24 protein-coding genes and 2 pseudogenes are annotated in these 19,165 nt (G+C 43.3%); 1 reads left to right on the top strand and 25 read right to left on the bottom strand.

The window, feature by feature from the left end; genetic code table 11:
- Window positions 1-22: 22 nt before the first annotated feature.
- Entirely contained in the window at window positions 23-496 is a 474-nt protein-coding gene (locus AC6I2O_RS16955) for an LURP-one-related/scramblase family protein (RefSeq protein ID WP_120392823.1), read from the bottom strand.
- A gap of 196 nt (window positions 497-692) precedes the next feature.
- On the opposite strand from AC6I2O_RS16955, the gene dinB reads away from it, so the two are divergent.
- Window positions 693-1,952: a DNA polymerase IV gene (dinB, locus tag AC6I2O_RS16960; protein WP_497743355.1), complete on the top strand. Its 1,260-nt coding sequence runs from the start codon at window positions 693-695 to the stop codon at window positions 1,950-1,952.
- Window positions 1,953-2,020: 68 nt separating this feature from the next.
- On the opposite strand, the gene AC6I2O_RS16965 is transcribed toward dinB, so the two are convergent.
- The 24 genes and pseudogenes from AC6I2O_RS16965 to AC6I2O_RS17080 form a co-directional block, all read right to left on the bottom strand.
- Window positions 2,021-2,863 (bottom strand): RNA polymerase sigma factor, encoded by an 843-nt coding sequence (locus AC6I2O_RS16965; RefSeq protein WP_120392825.1) that lies wholly within the window; start codon window positions 2,861-2,863, stop codon window positions 2,021-2,023.
- Window positions 2,864-3,135: 272 nt separating this feature from the next.
- Window positions 3,136-3,519, bottom strand: a pseudogene (locus AC6I2O_RS16970) (lysine--tRNA ligase); the annotation flags it as partial.
- 266 nt (window positions 3,520-3,785) lie between these two features.
- Window positions 3,786-5,020: pseudogene (locus tag AC6I2O_RS16975) on the bottom strand (site-specific integrase).
- Window positions 5,021-5,056: 36 nt separating this feature from the next.
- Window positions 5,057-5,227 carry a hypothetical protein gene (locus AC6I2O_RS16980; protein ID WP_441054100.1) on the bottom strand — a complete coding sequence of 57 codons (171 nt, stop codon included), beginning with the start codon at window positions 5,225-5,227 and terminating at the stop codon, window positions 5,057-5,059.
- A gap of 93 nt (window positions 5,228-5,320) precedes the next feature.
- A complete protein-coding gene (locus AC6I2O_RS16985; RefSeq protein ID WP_118640798.1) occupies window positions 5,321-5,530 on the bottom strand; it encodes a DUF6462 family protein in 210 nt (69 codons plus the stop codon).
- A 91-nt stretch (window positions 5,531-5,621) separates the two neighbouring features.
- Complete coding sequence (locus AC6I2O_RS16990; RefSeq protein WP_120392828.1) at window positions 5,622-5,954, bottom strand: type II toxin-antitoxin system RelE/ParE family toxin; 333 nt, start codon at window positions 5,952-5,954, stop codon at window positions 5,622-5,624.
- Window positions 5,951-6,259 carry a type II toxin-antitoxin system RelB/DinJ family antitoxin gene (locus AC6I2O_RS16995; protein WP_118640800.1) on the bottom strand — a complete coding sequence of 103 codons (309 nt, stop codon included), beginning with the start codon at window positions 6,257-6,259 and terminating at the stop codon, window positions 5,951-5,953. The genes AC6I2O_RS16990 and AC6I2O_RS16995 overlap by 4 nt, the downstream gene beginning before the upstream one ends.
- A gap of 157 nt (window positions 6,260-6,416) precedes the next feature.
- On the bottom strand, window positions 6,417-8,291 hold the full coding sequence (locus AC6I2O_RS17000; protein ID WP_120392940.1) for an AAA family ATPase: 1,875 nt from the start codon (window positions 8,289-8,291) through the stop codon (window positions 6,417-6,419).
- A gap of 38 nt (window positions 8,292-8,329) precedes the next feature.
- Window positions 8,330-10,057, bottom strand: a complete 1,728-nt coding sequence (gene mobQ, locus AC6I2O_RS17005) for a MobQ family relaxase (RefSeq protein ID WP_120392829.1) — start codon at window positions 10,055-10,057, stop codon at window positions 8,330-8,332.
- A complete protein-coding gene (locus AC6I2O_RS17010; protein WP_497743317.1) occupies window positions 10,057-10,422 on the bottom strand; it encodes a DUF3847 domain-containing protein in 366 nt (121 codons plus the stop codon). The genes mobQ and AC6I2O_RS17010 overlap by 1 nt, the downstream gene beginning before the upstream one ends.
- Window positions 10,423-10,642: 220 nt before the next feature.
- The gene (locus AC6I2O_RS17015; protein WP_289133336.1) at window positions 10,643-10,894 is read right to left on the bottom strand and encodes a hypothetical protein; all 252 of its coding nucleotides are present in this window, start codon (window positions 10,892-10,894) and stop codon (window positions 10,643-10,645) included.
- A gap of 4 nt (window positions 10,895-10,898) precedes the next feature.
- Entirely contained in the window at window positions 10,899-11,477 is a 579-nt protein-coding gene (locus AC6I2O_RS17020; RefSeq protein ID WP_289133335.1) for a hypothetical protein, read from the bottom strand.
- Window positions 11,464-11,769, bottom strand: a complete 306-nt coding sequence (locus tag AC6I2O_RS17025) for a hypothetical protein (RefSeq protein WP_289133333.1) — start codon at window positions 11,767-11,769, stop codon at window positions 11,464-11,466. Before AC6I2O_RS17025 ends, AC6I2O_RS17020 begins: the two co-directional genes overlap by 14 nt.
- A gap of 1 nt (window position 11,770) precedes the next feature.
- On the bottom strand, window positions 11,771-12,103 hold the full coding sequence (locus tag AC6I2O_RS17030; protein ID WP_289133331.1) for a hypothetical protein: 333 nt from the start codon (window positions 12,101-12,103) through the stop codon (window positions 11,771-11,773).
- Window positions 12,104-12,227: 124 nt separating this feature from the next.
- On the bottom strand, window positions 12,228-12,434 hold the full coding sequence (locus AC6I2O_RS17035) for a phage holin (protein ID WP_497743318.1): 207 nt from the start codon (window positions 12,432-12,434) through the stop codon (window positions 12,228-12,230).
- Entirely contained in the window at window positions 12,421-12,756 is a 336-nt protein-coding gene (locus AC6I2O_RS17040) for a hypothetical protein (protein ID WP_497743319.1), read from the bottom strand. The genes AC6I2O_RS17035 and AC6I2O_RS17040 overlap by 14 nt, the downstream gene beginning before the upstream one ends.
- Window position 12,757: 1 nt before the next feature.
- Window positions 12,758-13,975 (bottom strand): RNA-directed DNA polymerase, encoded by a 1,218-nt coding sequence (locus AC6I2O_RS17045; protein ID WP_497743320.1) that lies wholly within the window; start codon window positions 13,973-13,975, stop codon window positions 12,758-12,760.
- Window positions 13,976-14,177: 202 nt separating this feature from the next.
- Entirely contained in the window at window positions 14,178-14,669 is a 492-nt protein-coding gene (locus tag AC6I2O_RS17050; RefSeq protein ID WP_120484336.1) for a hypothetical protein, read from the bottom strand.
- Window positions 14,669-14,809 (bottom strand): XkdX family protein, encoded by a 141-nt coding sequence (locus tag AC6I2O_RS17055; RefSeq protein ID WP_120484335.1) that lies wholly within the window; start codon window positions 14,807-14,809, stop codon window positions 14,669-14,671. The genes AC6I2O_RS17050 and AC6I2O_RS17055 overlap by 1 nt, the downstream gene beginning before the upstream one ends.
- Window positions 14,810-14,828: 19 nt before the next feature.
- A complete protein-coding gene (locus AC6I2O_RS17060) occupies window positions 14,829-15,137 on the bottom strand; it encodes a hypothetical protein (protein WP_497743321.1) in 309 nt (102 codons plus the stop codon).
- A 105-nt stretch (window positions 15,138-15,242) separates the two neighbouring features.
- Window positions 15,243-16,223 (bottom strand): hypothetical protein, encoded by a 981-nt coding sequence (locus AC6I2O_RS17065; protein ID WP_497743322.1) that lies wholly within the window; start codon window positions 16,221-16,223, stop codon window positions 15,243-15,245.
- Window positions 16,224-16,244: 21 nt separating this feature from the next.
- Window positions 16,245-16,571 carry a hypothetical protein gene (locus tag AC6I2O_RS17070; RefSeq protein ID WP_497743323.1) on the bottom strand — a complete coding sequence of 109 codons (327 nt, stop codon included), beginning with the start codon at window positions 16,569-16,571 and terminating at the stop codon, window positions 16,245-16,247.
- A gap of 11 nt (window positions 16,572-16,582) precedes the next feature.
- Entirely contained in the window at window positions 16,583-18,091 is a 1,509-nt protein-coding gene (locus AC6I2O_RS17075; RefSeq protein ID WP_497743324.1) for a hypothetical protein, read from the bottom strand.
- Window positions 18,091-19,164 carry a siphovirus ReqiPepy6 Gp37-like family protein gene (locus AC6I2O_RS17080; protein WP_497743325.1) on the bottom strand — a complete coding sequence of 358 codons (1,074 nt, stop codon included), beginning with the start codon at window positions 19,162-19,164 and terminating at the stop codon, window positions 18,091-18,093. The genes AC6I2O_RS17075 and AC6I2O_RS17080 overlap by 1 nt, the downstream gene beginning before the upstream one ends.
- Window position 19,165 lies beyond the last annotated feature (1 nt).

Here is a 19,165-nt window from a genome sequence, read left to right on the forward strand (position 1 = left end):
GAAACAAATACGACAGAGTTATTTAATTTCCATCCGTGCAATTCGCCGCGTCAATTGCAATCGTCAGCATCAATGCCATCAATTCATCTTCCGGATTAACAATATCAATCACATATGTATCTCCCCAGTGAAACAGTTCCTTCCTGATATGCGCTACACTTCTGTCGCCGGAAAACACCTCGTAATCCCAGCCCATAAAATCTCCTTCTGCATTCCAGCCATTCAAATCAATCTCATATTTTGGCTTTAACCATGTAAATTTCCGCTGCACCCTCCCACAGTATCTGCCCTCCATTTCAATCTCAAATGCAGGAAGCATCGTGATCAATTTCTGCCGGATCACCCCCAGCTCACTTCCGGAAGTGTCGTAAACATGCAGACGGTGTCCAAATGCAAAAAGCTCTGCTTTCACAAAATATTTTTCTGTTTCATTTTCATCATATATGTCATAAGTATCGCTCCATGAAAATACTCTCTGTTTTATCAACAATTTCATCTTAAGTCTCTCCTGCCTTCCTAATTTATGTCTCTAATCTATCATGAAATTATATTTTTTTCAAACGCTCTTTGTTTTTCTTTTCAAATCTCTGCCACACAAACAGGGACATTTCTCTGTTCGCCCAGCAGAACACATAAAAACCAGGATACGATCACATAATATTCCTATCAAATTAGAAAGAGACGCCCATATTATGCAGCACCCAGTAATCCTTCATTCCGATATGAATAATTTTTACGCTTCCGTTGAATGCCTGGATAATCCCAGCCTGCGCGGAAAACCGATGGCAGTGACCGGCGATCCTGATGCCCGGCATGGGATTGTTCTGGCCAAAAATTATGAGGCAAAAAAATATGGTGTTGCAACTGGCGATCCTTTATGGATGGCCAGACAAAAATGCCCGGATATCATATTTACTCCTCCAAGGTATGAGCGATATATCGAGTTTTCGCAGGCCGCCAGTGAAATATATGAGGAGTATACTGACAGAGTGGAGTCCTTTGGCCTTGATGAGTGCTGGCTCGATGTAAGTGAATCCATCAATCTCTTTGGAAATGGGAAGGAAATAGCTGATCAAATCCGTGACCGGATGAAACAGGAACTTGGTCTTACTGCGAGTGTTGGGGTGTCCTATAACAAAATTTTTGCAAAGCTCGGAAGCGACCTGAAAAAGCCAGATGCCACCACTGTAATTGGTGACGATTTCCGGGAAAAAATCTGGAAACTTCCCGCTGATATGCTTCTTTATGTCGGGAAGGCCACATATGCAAAGCTGATAAAATACGGCATTCACTCTATTGGTGATCTGGCCCGCAGTGAGCCTGCATTTTTAGAACAACTGCTGGGGAAAAACGGAATCATGCTCTGGACATTTGCCAATGGACTTGACCGTTCGCCAGTCTCGCACGTCTATTCTCACCGGGTCATCAAAACCATAGGCAACAGCACCACCACGCCGCGCGATCTGACAAGCGACACAGACATCCGCATCATCCTGCATATTCTATCAGAAAGTGTTGCAGAACGAATGCGTCTGGAACACTTTTACTGCCGCAGTGTTCAAATCAGCATACGTGATAATACCCTGACGTCCTATGAACGTCAGGGTAGGCTTCTGCTTCCGACTTGTACCGCACAGGCAATTTTTGAAAAAGCGTTTGAATTGTATTGCCGCAATCGTCCATCGAATCCAGTACGCAGTCTTGGGGTACGCGCCTGCAACCTTTCTTATATGAAATATCGTCAGCTTTCCTTTTTAGCAGACGCCGTCAAAGACCAGCGCCAGGAAGAACTGGAACGGAGTATTGATCACATACGTCATCGTTATGGCCACTATGCCATTCAGCGCGGAATTATGCTCATAGATAAAAATTTATCTCATCTCGATCCAATTTCAGAACACACGATTTATCCAGAAGCATTTTTAAAAAGACAATCAAATGACCCATTTTAGAAGGCCTCACCTGTGGATGCAAAACTGTTTCTGAAATAAAATACTCGAAAAGTAAGGCGGCTCATCTCCTATGCTTTTCTCACAACGGAAAACGCCGGCCCATTTAAAAAATCTTCTATAAACTTTTTCAGACTCTGTGGGGACTGATACGTTTTACAGAAAGAAAATTCCTGGGAAAGACCGTCAATTTCCTCCATTGCCGCTTTAAACACTTTTATTTCTTTTGGTACAGCATTCGTAAAATCCAGCTTTGCCGGATTGATGCGATGATTCTGAATCGCATAATTCACTCTTTTTACACAGCGGCAGGAGCCGTTGCCATATGCACCGCAGTATTCCTTTAAAAAGTCCGCCACCTTTCGGCGTACTCTCGAAAGGCGCTGCCGGTAAGCCTCGGGCGTAATGTCAAGAATCTCCGCTGCAATCCGGCTGTCGAGCTGAAACATTGTTCCCAAAATAAAAATACAGCGGTTTTCGGCATCCAGACATTGAAGCATAACATTGGTACAGGAGAGCTTTAATTCTTCCGCCAAAATGGACTGTTCCACATTCTGTGTCAAATCCGGCACATTCGTAATGTCTGCATTTTTGATATCGTCCCCATAAAATTCAAAGGTAAGCGGGAACCTGGCAAACATATGCTTTTTATAATTTTTCAGATAGTTCGAAGCAATGCTGAATACCCAGGTTCCAAAAGCGCTCTCCCCTTTGAAAGATGACAGATGCGTAATGATTTTCAGCAAAATATCCTGCGTTGCGTCTTCTGCATCCGGATAAGTTCCCAGCATACGCAAAGAAAGGTTAAACACCAAATCTTGTACGCTGAGGATCACGGTCTCAAGGGCTTCCTTATCTCCTGCAGTGGCTTTCTGGATAAAATCCAGCAACTCTTCATTTGTAAACTGATTCATACTTCCTCTTTTCTGAAGTGCAAATGATATTGGTTTTGGGAAATACAGAAAAAAATACATCTGTATCAGACTTCAAACTTTGCGGCACTTCCACGTAAAGCGATTCCCTCCTATGTGATAAAATCACAGTTCAATAAGTACATGAAATTAGACAATGTTTCTTCTTCTGTGTGACAGAATTTTTTTATTTTTCAATGCGATTTTATTAGCTGCCACCGCAGATGCAAAAAAGCACTCCTCAGATTACCTCTGAGAAGCGCTCTCATTTTCTGTTAATACAGCTTGGCACCAGCCGGAATATGATGATCAACCATCAGAAGATGAAGTTTTTCTTCTCCCTCTTCCTCGTGGATGGCGCTGAGCAGCATTCCGCAGGATTCAATTCCCATCATGGCCCTTGGCGGCAGGTTAGTAATCGCAATCAGTGTCTTTCCTACCAGATCTTCAGGCTCATAGAAAGCGTGAATACCGCTTAAGATTGTGCGGTCTTTGTCTGTTCCATCGTCCAGTGTAAACTGGAGAAGCTTTTTGCTCTTAGGTACTGCCACACATGCTTTCACTTTTACAGCTCTGAAATCAGACTTGCTGAATGTATCGAAATCCACTTCATCTTTGAACAACGGTTCAATCTCTACTTTAGAGAAATCAATGACTTCCTCTACTGGTTCAGCAACTGTTTCTGCTGCCTTCGTCTCTGACTTTGCCGCTTTTTTCGCAGCCGCGTCTGTTCCAAGCGATTTCATCGTCGGGAATTTTTTTGATTTTTCTTCATTACCCTTCGTGATGCTTCGCTGAGCTATTCCTATTAAATTGTCTTCTCTTCATCACCATTCATGATGAATCATTGTCAAATCATATCTGTTGTCAATTTGATGTCATTTGGTTATTTCTGTTGTCAGATGAAAGGGTTCATAAGCCCTTCTTAAAATACATCCATTGTTGCAGCCAAATGTTCAAATGTTTCCTGTTTTTCTCCTCTGTCGCTTCTGCATAGATATCCATAGTGGTCTGAATATCCTTATGCCCCATGATCGACTGGATTATTTTCAGGTTTGTTTCTCTTTCACAAAGCCTTGTGCAAAATGTGTGTCTCAAGCTGTGCGCTGAAAAATCCGGCAACAGCACCGGCTCTCGATGCTCTTTTTTTGCCTCTACTTCTTCTGTTGCATTATAAGCAGATGAGATTCTCTTGATTGCACGATTGACTGACTGGGCATTCATTATATTTCCATAACGGTTACAGAAAACAAAGCCTGTCATCCCATCAATCTCTGCATCTGTCCAGCCATTTTCTTTCTGCTCTTCCCAGATCATTTCAAAAGCATCTTTCACTGTATCCAACATGGGAATCGTACGCATTCCGGCTTCAGTTTTCGGCGTTGAAATGTGATTTTCCGATGCCCGGTCTTCTCCTACTGGATAATACGTCAGATTATGATTGATGCTGATAATTCGCTTCTCATAATTGATGTCTTCCCATCGAAGCCCTAAAACTTCGCCGATTCGGCACCCGGTTCCAAGAAAAATCGTAAAAATCGGCCACCAGTGAAAATAAATCGGATGCGTAGCAATATATTCCATGAATGCTCTCTGCTGTGGAATAGTCAGTGCATGTCTCACACCGGTTTTCATGCCTAAGTTTTTCTTTAATTCTGCCATGACTCCATCCGTAGGATTTTTTCTGATAATGTCATCCCTTACAGCCAGTTGAAAAGTCGGATGCAATAACGTGTGAATGGTTTCCAACGTGTTGATTTTCAGTTCCTGCTTCTCAATCAGGTGATTATAGAACTGCACCACATCAGAATACTTAATCTCTGCTATATTCCGCTTTCCAAATGTATCCCGGATAAATCGGTCATACATATAAAGATAATTGCTCTTGGTCGTTGGTTTCAGATTGTTTTTGAGACTCATGTAACGGTCAAATACAAAATTTATTGTAGCCTTTCCGGCAACATAAATATCCAGACCGTCCATCTGATCTTTCATGAGCTGTGCTTCTTTTTCCCGAAGCGTTACAAGGTCTTGTGCATAAACATATTTACGTCTTCCGAGAGGATCCGTATAAGTATATACATATCTCCCATCTGAACGTCTCTGTGATTCACCTTTCCGCAGGACTCTGCCCCGCAGATCTTTTCTTGTCTGTGCCATATAAAATCCTCCTTTAAATAAAGGAAGGACTACATATTATTCAGGTCTGTTCAATACTTTTTCCAGTCCCTGCAAGACAACTTCTGTCACAGTCATTTTGTGTTTCCTGGCATAATCACAGATACACTTATACATAGAATCTTCCACCCGGATACTCAACACTTTCTTTTTTATATTTTCCGACTTCGGTCTTCCTATTTTCGCCATATCTGTTCTTATTCCTCCACATCCATATTATAATTTTCGTATGACAAGAAGTCAATCCCTATTTTTCGTCCTTCCACGATTTTCTTCTGTTCCCTACGCAATCCGAAATGTCTCCAGATATTTTTCAAAAATCTCACAGTTTACAAGAGCAACCTTGTCAATCTTATACACTGCTTTAGCTTCTTTCGCCAACTCCTGGAATTTCGTCAGCCCAATGCTGTAAAGCTCTGCCCCTTCCTGATAACGGACAAATTTCTTCGCTATTTTCTTTGTTTTCTCTACATCTCTACGTGCATATCCCATACACGGCACCTCCTTTTTTGCATAAAAAAAGCAGCTAACCTATTTTTCGTAGACTAACTGCTCGTGTTTTTGTTCCATATTCTGTTTTAATTTACGAAACGTCTTCTGTTTGACTTAACTGTTTATGAACATCACGTCCACCATACATAATTCGCACTACATATACCGTTTCAGTTTCATCATCTGTTTTGTAAAATACCAGATAATTACCCACTGGAAAGAATCGAAGGCCTCTACTGTGCCACGGTTCTTCCTCATAGAGCCGATTTCTGTTCGGCATAGTATCCAGCTTCCGAATTGCCGTCATAATCCGCTCTGTCTGTCCTGCAGCATTCTCCGGAGCTAACAGTTCCTCTGAAATATATCTGAAAATATTTCGCAGATCTTTCTTTGCTCCTGCTGTATACATCACTTTATATTTCATATACCAAATTCCCGTTTCATTTCTGCTTCAACTTCATCTGCTGAATATACTCTGCCAGCCCTAATATCTTCCATGCCTTTCTCTATTTCTGCATCGAACTGTTCCTTTGTCAGAGAGCCATATGCAACAGGCTCTTCATAAGCTGGAAGTTTCATTTCAAAAGGAATTCCTCTCTGGAGTACAATCTGTCTCAGAAACATTCCTACTGCATTGGACATTGGAATACCAAGTCGATCAAGCACCTGTTCTGCCTGTTCTTTCACTTCAGGTTCGACACGTGCAAATACATTTGCTGTTCTTGCCATAGATATCGCCTCCTCTTTTTTCTTCATTATATCTTGTTTGATTGCAAGTTGCAAGCGATTCGCAATCTGTTTTCGTAATTTCATACACTGGCAGACGGCAGGTGGCAGATAAGGTATCTATAAAAATCTATATTTTCTTCAATGACTCTGCCACCCATCATTCTTTTAATCGAATACTGTTTTCCTGCTTTTCATTTATTTGATACTCCAACTCATTCTTCATCCGACTTCTTACATCACGCATGGTTCTTCCAGAGATTCCCTGCTCTTTTGCTTTTTCATCTAGTTTCCTGATTGAAATTTCTTTTTTATCAGCAAGCAGTTCCTTGATCAACTTTGCCCCTCTCTCCAGCTTTGTTTCTGTTGCTTTTCCTTCTTTCCCATCTAACAATTCATCAGCGGAAATCTCATAGGCTCCCACCCATCGGAAACCTTCTTCGTCTCCCAGTTTAAACGCCATTGTCTCCCCCGGTGGCGCTAGCGAACTTTTTTCATGAATCAATACCCTCGTGGTTGGATCTTTTCTTACTTTCCCAATGAAAATCAAGCTTCGCACTGCTGCCATGATATCAATAGAACCAAGTCCTCGATAAGTGCTCTGTGTTCCGGAGGACTTATTCAGATGTCCGATCAATACAATGGCACAACCGGTCTTCTCTGCAATCATTCCCAGTTTTCGAAACACCGGGCGTACTTCATTTGCACGGTTCATATCCACATCTGCTCCAATAAACGCCTGTACCGGATCAATAATTACAAGCCTCACTTGATTCTGTCTGACTGCTTTTTCAATTCGATCATCGGATAACGTCAACACTTCTTCCGAATCATCAATCACCATAACCCGACTTAGATCAGCTCCTGCTTCTACCAGTCTTGGCTTGATCGTATCACCCATACCATCCTCCGCTGTCTGATAGATTACATTGAATGGTTCGATATCTTCCATATTCGGAAACAATTTTCTGTTGGTACAGGCTGCCGTCAGCATCATTGCAAAATAAGTTTTTCCCTCTCCCGGATTGCCCTGAATAATTGTCAGTTTTCCAAATGGAATATAGGGGAACCACAACCAATCCACATTGGTCTGTTCAATGTCTTCATAACACAACATCGGCACCAGCTCTTCTGTTTCTGGTACTTTGATTGTGATTGTTTCTGCAATTGCTTTCTTTCTGTCGGCGTTTTTATCACAGAGAATTTCGTTCCAGTCTTTTCGTGATGGTTTCAGACGAATTACACTGTACCCTTCCAGAATTTCTTCTGCCAGCTTCTCACAAGCCTCATTCCCTGCCTGGTCATTATCCAGGCACAGGAAAACAGAAGTAATCTGAGGGCGTTCAGAAAGAAAAGTCATCAGTGCCACACTGGAGACTCCACCCAGACTCAGATAGCTACGTTTCTTCCAATCTTTTGGAAATAACTGGATAAATGAAAGCAAATCAATGGCTGCTTCAAATACAAACAACTGATTATCCGTTCCTCTGTAACTGAATCCATAAGATTTATCAGAACCTGCTACATCTCCACGATATTTTATTTCACCAGTTCCCCGGCAGTGTGCATATCTTGGAATACCATCTGCATCTCTGCCGACAAATATAACATTATGATGCTTCTTTTCTTCGTAAATATCACCTCTGTCAATCCAATCTTCCACCAGTGTTTTCTCAATCTCTCTTTTTTCTGTCAGATACTTCATGATTTTTTCATTATCCTCATTTTTCTCCGGTAATCGGAAGTCTTTAGACGGGGCGGGGCAGGACTTCTGCCTGCCTTCGCCTTCTTCCCCAATCAGAATTTTCACTGCTTCTGGGAATGTTGCATAATAAAATTCCATCACAAAGTCTACCGGATAACCACCCTTACTCTGACTATGCCGATACCATCGATTTCCGGATATCGTTACACTGTCATGCTTTTTCCAACGGTATTCCCTACCACTTTTCACCAACTGTTCCCCTTGTGCGTTCAGAAAAGACACAAGATCGGTCTGGTTTGCTCTTGCAATCTGTTCTTCTGTATACTGCATTTTCATCATCCTTTCCTGCCTGTCCTGCTGACAGACTTCTATAAATTCATATCATAGTTCCGTTTTTTCCTCACTGTCTGTTGTTTTGCATCACGTTCTTCACACTCTTTCTTCTTTTCAGCCAGTTGTTTCCGAATAGAAGTCTTCTTTTCTGGTTTCCGCTCCGTCTCATTCACCGACTGTTGCTCTGCTTTACTGTTTTCTTCGAAAATATCTTCTGTCTGGGCTGCGTGAAATGCCGGGAACTTCACCTGCTTCTCCCTTTTTTCTTCTGAACGCCCGGAGGTATCTGTTTCTGCCATTTCCCGGTCACATCTGGCAATGTCTGCACAACTCTGTACCTTTTTTACAAATGCAAGTTCGTCCTGATAAGGCTGATTATCTGCTTTCAGCTCTTCGATCACAGACCGGAGTTCTTCTTTCTCGCGTTTCCATCTGGCTGTTGGCACCTTTCCATTTTTATCCAAGTGCTGTTTCAGTTCCCGTTCACATTTGCGATAATAATTGATTTCTTTCTTATGCTGCTGATAGTATTTCTCTCGTTTTTTCGGAAAAAAGAAATGGTTGTACTCGTCTATCAATGGCTGGTTTGCCTTTATTACTTCTGCCATCTTTTGCAGATTTTCCAATTTCTTTAACTGCTCTCGCTTTTCGGAAATTTCTTTTTTGCTGACTGATACAACACCATTCAGTTCATCAATCCTTTCCTGCAGATCCTCCATTGTCTCTATCTTATGAGTCTGGAGGTAATTGATGGATTTTGCAAACTCCTGTAAGTTGGAGAGATTCTTCCCTCTCCGTTTCATCTCCGCATAGAAATTTGGAAGCGGTGGTCTGCCTTGCGTTTTCTTATCATAATAATCTTGCAAGCTTTCCAGAAGTGTCGGATTCTGCCTGCGATCCAGTTCGGCTTTCATTTCCTCATACGCTGTCTTCATCCACTGAATAGATTCTTTCAGAGAAATAAACATCTGGTTGAACTGCCGGATAGCTCGGTTCAGTTCCCCAATCACTGTTTTAATTCCCTTTTTCTCCATTGCTCGCACTTCATACCCTTCATGGATCGTCGGAAGCAGATCAATTCCCTGCTCTTTGTAAGAGCGGTGATCAATTCTTGCTGCCATGTGACATTCCCGGAATTTTTCGTTCACCTTCTCTGTCCACGCTCTTCTCCATTCCTTTAAAAGCTCCGGATCATTCCATCCGGTAGTAGAAACAGCATTGAATATATCCTTTCCTTTGGCATCTTTAATCCGATTTCCGTATTCATCCAAAACATATTCCCGTTTCTGCTTGTTTCCCCAGCTTCCTTCTTCTGTAAAAGGACGGATTGGAGCAAGTACATGAAAATGTGGATTGTCCGGTTCATCTTCGTTCTTTGATTTTCCCTCATGAACTGCCAGATCTACAATCATGCCACGAGCTACGAACTGCTCCCAGCAAAACTCTCTCGCCAATTCTATATTTTCATCCAATGTCAGTTCATTTTGTAAAGCAATATCAAAAGAATAAGCTAACTGTGCCCGTTTACTTTTCTCTATCTGCTCTACCTCATTCCAAAGTGTTTCCCGGTCAGACAAACGTTCCGGCACATATTCCGGTGTCAGGATTTCTGTGAAAACCACTCCCGACTTTTTTGTATAATCATGCGTCTGTCCATAGTAATCGTTATAAAGCTTTTGCCCCGAAATATAAGCTGCGGAATTAACCACTGTCTGACCTTTTCCTCTGGAAACTTGCTTTACTGAAAAATGATACAGTGCCATTAGCCTTCATCTCCTCTTTCTGCTTTTTCAACTGCTTCTGCAATTTGCTGTTGTTCTTTGTGTAAAGCTGCCATGTAACCCTGTCGTACAATACTCTTGTTGTAACTGCTGTTCTTCAACTGATCCATAACATCCTGAACTTCTTCCTGCTCCAAATCTCTGGATAATGGAAATGCTTTTTCAAACTCTGCACCTTTAACAATCAATCTATGGGAACGTTCCTTTCGCTCCACCAACTTCTTTCTCTGCTCCAGAAGATTTTTATTGTGGATCGCATGTTCCAGTTCCTTTTTACTTTTTTCCATGTTGGCTTTCAGTTCTTCCAATGACATGGATTCATATTTGGGATTTTTCGCTCTGCTCAATTTCTTTTCCTCCTTATTTTTATGCAAATAAAAAGAATCAGCACTGTCACCAATACCGATTCTTATTATAAAAACTAAAATGATTTCCTAAATTTCAAAACTTCAATCTAAGTTATACTTATTAAATTTTTAATAGATTATATAGTAGAAACAAAAAATCCAGCATTTTCAATGCTTTCATCGGTGAAGTGTAGGAATAGTCAAGAAATAAACGACTTTTCTACACTTTCCGATACACCGTTTTACCCTTTATTTCAGAGCCGGAAATATCTTCAATGTTGTTCCCATTCAAATCCTGAAGGGTATCGTAAAAGCACTGTTCGTCCGGATAATTGCTGAACAACGTTCCGGTAACTATTGTACCATCTGCCAGGTGTGCAGTGCAACCCTTGAATAAGGTATCGGGAGTAACCGTATCGTTCGTGAGGTCGATTAGAATCTCTGTACCGTAAACGACCTTATTTACAGCCATCTAATCACCCCGCAATCGTCACCGTTGTACCCCCTGCCGAATTAGCAGACTCAACGTAGGCAATAGGATTTATCACAACCTGGGACAGATAATCAACTCCGTCATCAGGAAGGATTGTTTGCTTTACCGTAGAAGGCGTCACGGTCTTTGCCTGCGCCGTAACGTCCGAAGATGGTTCACAGTCACCCTCTACTCCCAGAACATTGACGCCCTTCTTAATATTGCCGGGTATGAGCTTAGCCCTTTCAGTTGCATCAAGCTGTACCGTGCCTGAGCCGTCGTGATAACCGATTGGAATCGTATAGACCGAATCTTTGTCTGTAATCTCCTCGGAAACGGCCCCATTGTTCTTCATGTTACCGGAAACTTTGTTACCTCTTGCGTAGGCTGTTTGCCCGTTGAGAATTTCAGCAGCGGTTGCAGTAGCATCCGTAGAATCTACATCAAACTGACAAGTGCCTTCAATTACTTCACCGCTCTTGTCGTGGGCAGTGTAACCAGCCAGCAGTTTATCTTTCGTAACGCTGTCGCCGGTCAAATCAATCAAAGTATTGCCCCCGTAAATCACCTTATTGATCGCCATTTGCATCCACCTCCTTTGCAATATAAGCGGTCGTGCCGTTGGACTCGTTGCTGGTTTCCCAATAGGGAACCCCCGTAACCAAAATATCCTCCTTCAGCACCTTATTTGCGGTGTTCAAAATCTGAGAACCGGATGCTTTGGGAACGACCTTGTAATCCCCGGAATAAGTGTCATATTCCCTTGTCACGCAGATTGACCCATTCAGACTTTCAATCCCAGAAAGAGTCCCTTTCAGAACAGATTCTCCCGATATTTTTCCGCTTAACGAATCCAGCGCCCGTATACCGCTCATATCAGCACACCTCCTCTGTTATTTTAATTTTAGAGGCAGTGATGAACGTATCCACTTCGCCGGACGCCTTCGTCAATTGGACATCGTACACATAAGTTCCAAAAGCGAGGTCTTTTGTATCTTCCGGGTTCAAAACCAGTTTCAGCGTATCAATCGGAATATCTTTTACCAACAAAGTATCTTCATCCGTATAGTTGGCTTTCATCGCGAAACGAACAGAATCCCCTTCGGATGGCACATATGGATCTCCATTTGATTGGCTAATAGAAATCTGAGCCATGAAAGTGTCGCCTCGCGTAAGAGTAATGGTTGTTCCGGAAACCTTATAGCTCATAGCTCTCCTCCATTTCTGTCTGGCAATCGAAAACGGCTATACCCTCTACAATAATAAAAGCCGCCCACACACGATAGGCAGCAAATCATAGACGAGTATAGCCGTAAAGATTGCGTTTGCGATATTACTTGGTGTCCTTGTTGTAGTTTGCGGCGCTGATTCCCAGAAGAACGCCCAGGAAAGTGTCAACAGCCGTAATGGTACCGACTACCTGCTCACCACAAGGCAGATTCCAGATGCCGGCCAGCGCAAAATATAAAGTGCCGGCTGCCGGAAGCAGATACTGCGCAATCCATTTCAGGGTATCGTAGGTTTTGTTACTCATCTTCATGATTGGTTTCCTCCTTGTATTGTGACTTGTGTATAGGTAATTTGTTTACCTCGTTCATGATCCGTTTGGCGGAGCCGTTTCCGCCCATCTTCTCATAAGGCTTATAGAGATATTCGTAGAGATTTTCATACTCATCCGAGGTAATGTATCCCCGCTCTATGTAGACCATGCCCAAATACATAATCCGGTCATGTCCAAGCCCTATGAGCATTTCCGTTTTCACGTCTTTTTTCTCAAGCCGCTTTGTTATATAGGCCCACAGCCCAGAAGACGCAAGAACTGAGCTAAATATGGTAAGTAATATTTGAAACCATTGTTCCATCTCATACCTCCTGTAAAATATTTTGTGGCGACCTATCAAATATAACCAGCTTCTTGTTTACGACTGTTACTGTCTTGTCGAATAGGTCTTCATACAACCGCATAAGATTTTGACGCTGCTGCCTGGATAAAATCTTGTAGAAACTACCCATCCAACCACGGAACATATTCTCCACATTTTCATAGAGAACTTCTCCGTTTGCAACTTTAACAGCCAGTTTCTTCAATTTTCTGCGCATAGTCGTAACCCTATCCGGATTGATTCTTTTAATGATTTTTCCATCCTTGGTAAGTGTGTATTTCACTTGCAGGAATTTGTATGTACTGGATATTTTAACGATGCGAGTCTTCTTCTCATTGATGTGAATACCCAGTTCTTTGGCGATTACACGAATATGCTCAAGCAAGTCCACCAGTTCTTCTTTGCTTGGGTTCATGATGTACCAGTCATCCATATAACGACCGTAAAATTTCTGGCTTCTTACATATTTCACATAGTTGTCAATTCGGTATGGATAATAAATCCCGATGACTTGTGAAAGCTGATCGCCAATATTTACCGATTTTTCCGTCCACTTCTCGCCGGTTAATTGTTCCTTTGGTATCTCCCTGTAATCCAGCTTATTAAAAGTGTCGGTCATACAATTGGCGTATTCTTCATCCGTCATGTAAGAAACATCAATTTTAAACCCGTCAAATATAAGTGTCAGAAGCCAGTCGATAAACTCGTCATCATCAAAGAGCTTTAACAGTTCCCGCTTCGCTATCTCATGAATGATATTGTCGTAGAATTTTGAGAAGTCTCCGAATAGAATCCATCCTTCGTTGCCATACTGCTTGTAGTACCGTCGGAGATGCACCTCAAAACGCTCTCTTTGGTGTGAAATTCCTCTACCTTTGATGGAAGCGCCATTATCATAAATAATATGCTTCTTGACCTCTGGTAACAAAATCTCGTCGCATAAAGCATGGCGAACAATGCGGTCTCTGATTCGGATACTTGAAATAGGTCTTACTCGGCCCCGTTCAGACAAAGAAAACTCTTCAACAGGACCATTTTCCAAAGTCCGGTTAAGAAGGTCTTCCTGGATAGAAAATATATACCTGAGAAAGTTCATGATGAACTTCTGCGTCGTTTCTTTCCATTTGCTGCCTTTTACGGAAGCCTTGTAAGCCCTATACAAGTTGTTGGCGTCAGACAAAATCTCTTCATACGTCATAATTATTCACCGTGATAGCAATACTTACCGTAGTAAATTGCGTCCAGCTTTGTCATTTATCCTTGACGGAAAGGACAACGTCTCCTTCTCAGTTGGTTAGACAGAGAATCCGGACGAACCCAATTAGAGTTCGAAGCGTTGTTGTAGTTCGTATTGCCATTGTTGTTCACATTAGCGAAATTAGCCGAAGAAACGACGCGATTTAGACATTGCCCTGTAGGTATGCTTTGATTTTGTTGTCACGCTGACGCCATTTCTTTATCAAACCGATTTCTCGGTCGATAGCATTAACATATCTGCCATAGGTATTAACGTCCACCTCGAAGATTTCCACAATTCGCTGAAGCTCTTTGAGAATCTGCTCGCAATTTATAATTGCATTGTTCTGGTAGTCCCGCCGCTGTTCATACTCACGCATAGAAGTGGGGTAAGTCGAATTAGCCGCCCTCACGTTGCTCGTCAATTGGGATGCCAACTGGTCGATTCGATTTTTGAAATTAGTCATCAAATATCGATACTTCGCAAAGTCTTCCGTCTCATCCTTTCCATAGGCATAACGGACCCGTACCAGATGGTCTAAATCTTTTACCCCAAAACTTCTCTGCATGAAGTCAAGCAGCATGTCATGTAAATCTATCGAGAAGGTAATGGCCTCAAATTTGGATTCCTTCCGTTTACTTGCCAGAACGCTCATCAATAAGCGGCTCCGGTAATCTCAGCAAACTCTTCCTCGGTAATCCAGCCCTTTACTACGGCATTACGAACGCGGGTCAGATCCCACAGCTTTCTGTTGTAGAAACCCTTTACTTTGTCGTAATTCTTGCTATGTTCCATGGTGCTCTCCTTTCTTTTCTTAAAGCTCGACGTCGCACATCATAGCGAGATATTCGAGGTCGGACTTGAGCTTTGCCTGTTCCAGTTCTTTCTGCGGAATATCCCGAAGGACAAACCACGACTTTTCATCGACGGTCGTTACCTGAACCAAATCCATATGTTCATGAATTTCCTCATTGGTTCCGTCGCTGATGATGACAGGGGAACACGTTCCGTCGAAGATGGAAGCGTCAATAGCCTCCTCGGAAATGAAATTGTTCCCGTTCATGGTAAGGTTGTCAAGGACGGTTCCATCGGCAAGGGTGATTCTATAAGTTTTCTCATCCATTTTGATTCTTCCTTTCACTAATTTTTTCTGTTATAACACAAAAGCTCGTCACCTGAGTACGGTGTTTTCTTCCGGAGCAAGGGGGCACGAGGCCCCCAGATTTAGCTAACCAACCAAACCGAAGACCGGACGAACCCCAAGAGAGGCCGAAGCGGCGGAGCAGCCCGCAGCGCCAACGCTGCCCACAAGAGCGAAATTAGCCGAAGAAACGACGTCTCTCAGCCACTGAGTCTGTCTCTGCGGGTTGATAAATCTCGGATACAGCTTCATCAACGCCAACTGGGTCTTGTCGATGGTGTAACGGTTCGGAACGAAAGAACCGTCTCCGGCCGGAGTAAACACCAGACTTCCGTACATCATAATCTCGTTCGGAAGCTCAACCGTAGAATCATACCAGGCGCCGGCAGAAGGATAACCGTTGGTTACGGCATTAGTCAGATATTCCCTGTGAGTGAGAATATTGGCAGAACCGAAAGCCGAGTTCACCAAAGTTTTGGCGTTAGCCAGGTTAGCCGTATACATCAGTGATCCGACATAGCCGCCGGTAGTAATGTTGGTTTCATTCATCTTAGCGCTGTACAAAATGGCATCCGGCATGATTACCAGATGCGGCGTCGTGCAGGCAGTATCACCATCGTTCAGCCAGTAGTTGATATCGACGATTCTCCAAATCCTGTCTCCGATGCTCCAATAGTCCCCGATGAAGAACCCCTTGAATGTCCCGGCCTTAATCTGGGCTTTCTGAGCCGCAGTCAAAGCCGTTCCAAGATTCTTTCCGCGGAAAATATTCCGGCGCTGCTCCACAGAGATGACCGCATCCAAAATCCCCCAGAAAGCATCGTTGACTGTAATCCCCTTGTTGCCGTCCGCAGCAGAAACCATCAGCTTGTCCGTCGCAGAAACCGACGAAACCTGGGTGAGCTGCGAAACATCCATCTTGGCAAGATAGTCCTGAGACGAACTAACCGCCACGAGTGCCGCAAGCAAATCTCTCGCAAGGATTGTTTTTGTCCCGCCATCCCCGTCCACAAGCAGAACATTGTTGGCGAGGAGCTGCGTTACTTTTTCGTAATCTGTAATTTTCATTACTTAATCCGCCTTTCTTTTTTAATTTCTAACAAATATAGCCTGACTGAAAATCGGGTTGTTCCCGCTGTCAAGAATTTGTTCGGTTGAATAAGACCGACCGTTCAAGCCCCTGGAATTGCTGTCTTTTACAGCATCCTCTACTGAGTCTAATACAGAATATAAACCTCTTCTTGCATTATCTCTGAGGTATCCGGACACCTGAAATTCTTTCGGTATGCCCTCCATGAATTTAGCCAACAGACCAGAGTAGGTCCGGCTCTCAATTGGATTCTCATTGTTATCCATAACCGGATTTTTCTCCGCATCTGTAATTGCTGATAAGAACACAAAGATGTTATCAAACATAGGCTCCTCCTTTACTTCGTGACAAATATGGTTTTGCCTCTGATGACATCACCTTTATCATCAAGGAGCTGCTCTGTCTGATCTGCCTCCGGATTGTTCACATACAGCCATGTACCGCCATCGGTCAGAATCTGATAAACCGTGAATTCATTGGCGAGTCCGTCAAACGCCTGCTCGATGGCCGCCAACCGTCGTTTCACATCTTCGAGCTCATCGCTGACGTCGGACCCCTTCTCAACAACGAACGTAACCCGTTTTCCCTCAATCGGCTTATTATCGCCATCCAGAACCGACGAGTCAGAAGAGTCGTTAAGGCTGTCATAAATCGAGTGGGTATTTGTAAGCTCATTTTGAAAATCCGCAAGCTTGTTTATCCGCTCATTGAGAATGACAAGCTCGTTGGCAAATGCCGAAACGTCCTCCCCGTCAATGAGATCCTTAATGGAATCCCACCAGTCCCGGAAGTCCTTGTCGATGGAATTCTTCCAATCAGTGAACTCTTTGGTGTTGGCGTTCACATAATCGTAGAACCAACCGCTCCAAAGCGCTTTCCAATTGGCGTTCGTCTCCTGCATTTCGACGGTCTGGCTGCTGAAAAACTCCTCCCACTGATGTTCCCAGTTCAGATAGGCTTCCTGAATCTCTGTTGTCTGAGCTTCAAACCATATCCGCCACTGGTTTTTCCAGAAAGAGCTGTACTCTGTGAAATCATCGGTTACAAGCTTTTTCCAGTATGCCAGTTCCCGGCTGCTGTTGTTGACGTAGTCGTAAAACCACTTTTGCCACATGTCTTTCCAGTAATCAGCAGTGTCGGTAATTTCATTCACATGTGCGTTATAAAACTCCTCCCACTGATGTTCCCAGTTCAGATAGGCTTCCTGAATCTCTGTTGTCTGAGCTTCAAACCATATCCGCCACTGGTTTTTCCAGAAAGAATTTGCCGCCTCCATATCGGCAGTCTGAGCGCCATAAAACGCTTTCCACTGGTCTCCCCACTGCGCCACCAAAGCATCAATGGACATCTTTTCAAGGGGAGCTGTGACGAACGGACACGCCGATGTACCGACACAGTTCGTAATGTTCGCTTGTCTGATTGATGTCACGCCGGCATTCACACGAATATAAGCAAGAGGGTACTGCCAGCGGTCATTCGTCTTTATCAGCGTCGGATTCTTCGGGCTGGATGCGGGAGTTCCTTTAACAATCTTGATCGAGTTCGCCCGCACCGATTCCCTGGCATCAACTTCCAACACAACCGCGTCAATCCGGTTCAGAATTACTTCTGACAAGGGAAGCGTCAGAGGCAATAGGGCATCATTCAATGTCCATGTGTGATTAAACCATGCTCTGCCGATTCCGACATTCACCATCATACCTTCGGATTCCTTGACCATCATGGCAGTCCCATAGTGCTGCAAAACTCCATCCCGAATAATCCCATCAAAAATACGGGACATTTGAATTGCGTCGTATCTTCGGTCATGGTTTTTGGAATTGTAAAACCCATAGGTAACACTCATTATTCATCGCCTCCTTCCGTTGTTTTAAATGTTGGATATACGGATGCTCCTTCAGAATCTTCGGTCATGACAATTTCCACAATCCGGGCTTTCGTTTCATGCCCATACTCGTTCGCAATCTGAACGACATCACCGTTGAAGAAATCTTCACCGTATTTGAACATGACGGTGGTTTCCACTTGTCCCTCGAATGATGTAACATCCGTATTCTCCGCTAACTTTTCTCTCCCTCTTTGTTGCAGCAATGCCGTATACTCTGCATCGGTTAGGGTGACATCGTTGCCAACATCCGAAGAAATATCTCTTGCATCGGTAAAAAGCTCCCGGCGGTTCAAACCGCTTCCGCCGCCAACTGTCGTGTATCTTCTTGCAGAACCTTCTCCCTCACCGCCAACCAGCGTAACGTTTTTCAGCGCCGACTTTGATTCGACATAGTTGCTGTTGATGATGTTCTCGAAATTGGGGGAAAAGACCACATACGGATTCACAGTCTGGTCGTAAGACCTGTCAACACCGGCATAGAGCTTGAACACGAATTGCTTTTTATCGTTCAGTGTAATCTTGAAACCGATATCACGTTCACTGCAAATCTTGTTTATCACATCATATAGATTGCCCCCTGTATACTGAGCATCAATTGTCAGCTTTGTAATTGCCGGGTCCGTAGATGCTTCAAAAATGAAATTGCTGATGCGGCGGTTGCCGTCGGAAGGGGAGATGATGTTTTCGTTAAGGAGCGTCTGGATTCCATTTTGAAGATTTCCTCTTATGGTCCGTTGCCCCCAGACAATTCTCCTGTCCAAGATAGATTCCAACGACCTACCGGTTACAGTGATATGATTTCCGTCCTCGGAATCCGAAGTGATTCTTATCTTTTCAATAATCATGCAATGCTCCGATTCCCGATTCTGCAAATAGTAATCTTGCCGTATGTAACTGAGAATGGTACTTGTCATAGATGTAAAAAGCTCGAAATCGCCATACTCGTAATACCGGTCCGTCCAGATAAAGGACTCGTACACATCCACAATGGAGACCGCATCCAGATTTGTGTTTAAAACTATCAAATCCATC

Source organism: Blautia sp. St.27G3 (assembly GCF_059728505.1).

What these genes read in the sequence shown, in the direction of transcription:
- mobQ (WP_120392829.1), bottom strand. Translation starts at nt 10,057, where the DNA reads ATGGCACTGTATCATTTTTCAGTAAAGCAAGTTTCCAGAGGAAAAGGT.
- AC6I2O_RS16985 (WP_118640798.1), bottom strand. Translation starts at nt 5,530, where the DNA reads ATGGGATATGCACGTAGAGATGTAGAGAAAACAAAGAAAATAGCGAAG.
- AC6I2O_RS17065 (WP_497743322.1), bottom strand. Translation starts at nt 16,223, where the DNA reads ATGAAAATTACAGATTACGAAAAAGTAACGCAGCTCCTCGCCAACAAT.
- AC6I2O_RS17070 (WP_497743323.1), bottom strand. Translation starts at nt 16,571, where the DNA reads ATGTTTGATAACATCTTTGTGTTCTTATCAGCAATTACAGATGCGGAG.
- AC6I2O_RS16980 (WP_441054100.1), bottom strand. Translation starts at nt 5,227, where the DNA reads ATGGCGAAAATAGGAAGACCGAAGTCGGAAAATATAAAAAAGAAAGTG.
- dinB (WP_497743355.1), top strand. Translation starts at nt 693, where the DNA reads ATGCAGCACCCAGTAATCCTTCATTCCGATATGAATAATTTTTACGCT.
- AC6I2O_RS17040 (WP_497743319.1), bottom strand. Translation starts at nt 12,756, where the DNA reads ATGGAACAATGGTTTCAAATATTACTTACCATATTTAGCTCAGTTCTT.
- AC6I2O_RS17000 (WP_120392940.1), bottom strand. Translation starts at nt 8,291, where the DNA reads ATGCAGTATACAGAAGAACAGATTGCAAGAGCAAACCAGACCGATCTT.
- AC6I2O_RS16995 (WP_118640800.1), bottom strand. Translation starts at nt 6,259, where the DNA reads ATGGCAAGAACAGCAAATGTATTTGCACGTGTCGAACCTGAAGTGAAA.
- AC6I2O_RS17060 (WP_497743321.1), bottom strand. Translation starts at nt 15,137, where the DNA reads ATGGATGAGAAAACTTATAGAATCACCCTTGCCGATGGAACCGTCCTT.
- AC6I2O_RS17025 (WP_289133333.1), bottom strand. Translation starts at nt 11,769, where the DNA reads ATGAGCGGTATACGGGCGCTGGATTCGTTAAGCGGAAAAATATCGGGA.
- AC6I2O_RS16965 (WP_120392825.1), bottom strand. Translation starts at nt 2,863, where the DNA reads ATGAATCAGTTTACAAATGAAGAGTTGCTGGATTTTATCCAGAAAGCC.
- AC6I2O_RS17020 (WP_289133335.1), bottom strand. Translation starts at nt 11,477, where the DNA reads ATGGCGATCAATAAGGTGATTTACGGGGGCAATACTTTGATTGATTTG.
- AC6I2O_RS17080 (WP_497743325.1), bottom strand. Translation starts at nt 19,164, where the DNA reads ATGGATTTGATAGTTTTAAACACAAATCTGGATGCGGTCTCCATTGTG.
- AC6I2O_RS17075 (WP_497743324.1), bottom strand. Translation starts at nt 18,091, where the DNA reads ATGAGTGTTACCTATGGGTTTTACAATTCCAAAAACCATGACCGAAGA.
- AC6I2O_RS16990 (WP_120392828.1), bottom strand. Translation starts at nt 5,954, where the DNA reads ATGAAATATAAAGTGATGTATACAGCAGGAGCAAAGAAAGATCTGCGA.
- AC6I2O_RS17030 (WP_289133331.1), bottom strand. Translation starts at nt 12,103, where the DNA reads ATGAGCTATAAGGTTTCCGGAACAACCATTACTCTTACGCGAGGCGAC.
- AC6I2O_RS16955 (WP_120392823.1), bottom strand. Translation starts at nt 496, where the DNA reads ATGAAATTGTTGATAAAACAGAGAGTATTTTCATGGAGCGATACTTAT.
- AC6I2O_RS17050 (WP_120484336.1), bottom strand. Translation starts at nt 14,669, where the DNA reads ATGAGCGTTCTGGCAAGTAAACGGAAGGAATCCAAATTTGAGGCCATT.
- AC6I2O_RS17055 (WP_120484335.1), bottom strand. Translation starts at nt 14,809, where the DNA reads ATGGAACATAGCAAGAATTACGACAAAGTAAAGGGTTTCTACAACAGA.
- AC6I2O_RS17015 (WP_289133336.1), bottom strand. Translation starts at nt 10,894, where the DNA reads ATGGCTGTAAATAAGGTCGTTTACGGTACAGAGATTCTAATCGACCTC.
- AC6I2O_RS17045 (WP_497743320.1), bottom strand. Translation starts at nt 13,975, where the DNA reads ATGACGTATGAAGAGATTTTGTCTGACGCCAACAACTTGTATAGGGCT.
- AC6I2O_RS17035 (WP_497743318.1), bottom strand. Translation starts at nt 12,434, where the DNA reads ATGAAGATGAGTAACAAAACCTACGATACCCTGAAATGGATTGCGCAG.